Raw genomic sequence first — 2,908 nt, 5'->3', positions numbered from 1 at the left:
GAGCCAACGCTCCTGAAGTTCCGCAGCGGACAGCCGAACTCATCCCGAACCAGCTGAAATTCCCAGCACGTCCCACGCTACACCCCTGGGGACTGGACGGTATGACAAGGCTGGGACCTCGCCACAGCTGAACGGGGGTTGCCGTCAGGAGGTTGCTCCTGCCCAGTCTTCTCCGTGCGCAGGGACCTCGGATCCGTAAACCACGAACCCAACGGCAAGTTCACTGTGATCCTGGGACCCGAAACGGAAGTATTCGCCGGGTGCGTGACCAGGTCCGGCTCGACGGCGCGGAAGACACCGATGACGTCTTCGAATCGCACGCCTCAATCGTGTTCGACCAGAACGAGAATCGTCTCGCCACTCGACGTTCCCGCCCGCCGGGTCACTGAAGATCTCCTATACCGGCCACGGCCCGGTCGTTGTGACTGGGTGCTTTAGCCTGATGGGATGGATGGTCAGGTGCCTGGGCTGGACGGGCTGCCCCGACCGGTCGGCTACGTGCTTGGCGGAGGTGCCAGCCTTGGCGCGATCCAGGTGGGCATGCTGCAGGCGCTCAGCGAGTACGAGGTCACTCCCGATCTCGTCGCCGGAACCTCGGTTGGCTCGCTCAACGGCGCGGTCATCGCCGCGGACCCGAGGGGTGCGGTGAACCGGCTCTCGCACGTGTGGGCGCGAATGACGCGAGATCAGGTGTTCCCGGGCGGTTTGATCGCCCAAGCCCTGCTGCTGCAGAAAGTCAAGACGCACCTGTTCCCCAACACCGGGCTGGCCGCTGTGATCGCCGACTTCATCGGACAGGCAACGACATTCGCCGACCTGATACTGCCGTTCGCCGTGGTCACGACAGATATCGCCACCGCTCGGCCATACGTCGTGCGTGACGGTCCGCTGCTGCCGGCCCTGCTGGCCAGCGCGGCGGTCCCCGGGATCTACCCAGCTGTCGACCTGGACGGCCACCAGCTCTACGACGGCGGTCTGGTGGCCAACGTCCCGATGCGGCAAGCGGTCGAGATGGGGGCACGCTCGTTGGTTGTGCTCGACTGCAACTTTCCTGGCCAGCTGCCGGGTTCGACCGACACGATCGCCGACATTCTGCTCTACTGGGCGATGGTGTCGATGCGGGCACAGTCCGTACTCGAGGCTCCCGTCATCGCCGCCGGGATTCCGGTCGTGTACCTTCCCGGTCCCGCGCCCAGACTGTTCTCGCCACTTGACTTCACGCACACCGCCGAGTTGATCGAGGCCGCGTATGTGTCCGCTCGCTCGTTTCTGGAACAGCTCCGCATCACCGGTCCGGGACTGTACGGATCTCCCTCGCCCTGATGGTCGCGCCGCGTGCCCGACGCACCGGCGCGGCGAATGTGCGGTCAAGGTCGCGGCGCCGCGCCGGCGATCATGCTTCGTCGAGCGTGGGGAAAAGCAGTTCGCAGACCAGTGGCTGCGGCGCGGCGGCGACGGGGATGGCGATCAACGCCCCGACCGCCCCGAGCAACGCCGCACCGATGAGCACGGCCACCACGGTGACACCGCCGGGCACCTTCACCAGCGCGGGCCGGTAGATGAACTGATGCGGCGGGTGGCCGTTTCCTCGCGATACGGGCATCAGCTTGACGAACGGCACGCCCTCGGCGTCGACGAGCGCGGCCCCGCAGCCGGGCTGCATGTCGGCGTTCAACCGATCGGCCAGGCCGCTCCAGTCGATCAGCGGCCATCGTGCACCGCCCAGTCAGCCCGCTCAGCCCGCGACCAGCCGCAGCAGCGCGGTGAGGATCGCCTGAATCTCGAGGCGGGCCAGCCCCTGCCCGGCGCAGGCGTGCGTGCCGTGCCCAAAACCGAGCTGGCGGTTGGCGTCGCGGTGGATGTCGAACGTGTCGGGGTCGGGCCATTCCCGCTCGTCCCGGTTGGCGGATGCATAGATCACCAGCACCCTGGCGCCGGCGGGCAGCTCGATGCCCGCAACCGCGCGGTCGCGCAGCAGCTTTCGCGAGAACGCCCGCAGCGGTGCCTCGTACCGCAGGACTTCGTTGATCGCGTTGGACACCAGGGCCGGCTCGGCCCTGAGCGCTCGCCACTGGTCGGGATGCGCCGCGAAGAGCGCGAGCGCACTGGCGATGCCGCTGATCGTGGTGTCCAGCGAGGGCGCCAGGTAGTCGATCATCAACGCCGAACACTCGCTGTAGGGCAGCCGTCCGGCATCCCCGGCCGCGTCGTTCCGCGCGACAACCGGTTGACGAACGGGTTGAGCCCCACCCCATGGCCGGACACGAACGTCGCTTCGTCGCGGAGCACGTCCTTGCATTCGGCGCACCGCGGTACGGCGAACACCCTGTGCCTGGTCAGCCACACCACCGCGCCCAGATCACGCAGCCTGGCGTAATGCGGGTAGGGGTCGCGAATCGCCTCGGTCGAATACAGACTTCGGCGGTAGACGGCGACGCCGGCGGGCCTACGCATCGGCGAGGCAGGGCGCGAAAACCGTTATGTGGCCGCAGGCTTCGGTTAGGTCGGGACCGGCATACAGCACCGTCGCGTCGGGGCGGACGACCGCGGCGATCGCGCGTCCGCGTCGTAGCCAGCGGGCCAGTTCGGTGCCGGGTTCGACCTCAACCACGACGGCGCCCCGACGGGCCAACTCCGCGCGCTGCGTGTCAGACACCGGCGCGGACGTCACGACGGCGAAACGGGGCCCGACCGCTTCGTCGAAGCGTTGCCCCTCCGCCAGCACGGGATTGGGGCACAGCCGGCCGGTCAGCCTTCGCCGGCGGCTGCGCCTGAGCACGAGCGCACTGGAGTGCAGCGCCGGCGTCGTGCTGTCGACGATCTTGTCCCGGACACCGGGGATCAGCTGCAAGCGGGGCAACACCGCGCGACGCAGCAGGTCGCCCACCCGGCCGCCCGCCGTCATGGT

4 protein-coding genes and 1 pseudogene are annotated in these 2,908 nt (G+C 68.3%); 1 reads left to right on the top strand and 4 read right to left on the bottom strand.

The features are described 5' to 3' along the window. Window positions 1-447 precede the first annotated feature (447 nt). A complete protein-coding gene (locus tag AC2VOK_RS00140) occupies window positions 448-1,323 on the top strand; it encodes a patatin-like phospholipase family protein (protein WP_343709583.1) in 876 nt (291 codons plus the stop codon). 70 nt (window positions 1,324-1,393) lie between these two features. On the opposite strand, the gene AC2VOK_RS00135 is transcribed toward AC2VOK_RS00140, so the two are convergent. The 4 genes and pseudogenes from AC2VOK_RS00135 to AC2VOK_RS00120 all read right to left on the bottom strand — a co-directional run. After that, window positions 1,394-1,675 (bottom strand): hypothetical protein, encoded by a 282-nt coding sequence (locus AC2VOK_RS00135; RefSeq protein ID WP_428898665.1) that lies wholly within the window; start codon window positions 1,673-1,675, stop codon window positions 1,394-1,396. A 60-nt stretch (window positions 1,676-1,735) separates the two neighbouring features. Beyond that, the gene (locus AC2VOK_RS00130; protein ID WP_428898664.1) at window positions 1,736-2,158 is read right to left on the bottom strand and encodes a cytochrome P450; all 423 of its coding nucleotides are present in this window, start codon (window positions 2,156-2,158) and stop codon (window positions 1,736-1,738) included. After that, entirely contained in the window at window positions 2,158-2,454 is a 297-nt protein-coding gene (locus AC2VOK_RS00125; RefSeq protein ID WP_428898663.1) for a hypothetical protein, read from the bottom strand. The genes AC2VOK_RS00130 and AC2VOK_RS00125 overlap by 1 nt, the downstream gene beginning before the upstream one ends. Further along, window positions 2,447-2,908, bottom strand: a pseudogene (locus AC2VOK_RS00120) (bifunctional 3-(3-hydroxy-phenyl)propionate/3-hydroxycinnamic acid hydroxylase); the annotation flags it as partial. The pseudogene AC2VOK_RS00120 and the gene AC2VOK_RS00125, both read right to left, overlap by 8 nt.

Source organism: Mycobacterium sp. TH-M116, assembly GCF_057473685.1.
Note: the sequence above shows the minus strand (reverse complement) of the source record. Positions and strands in the feature narration are given on the sequence as shown.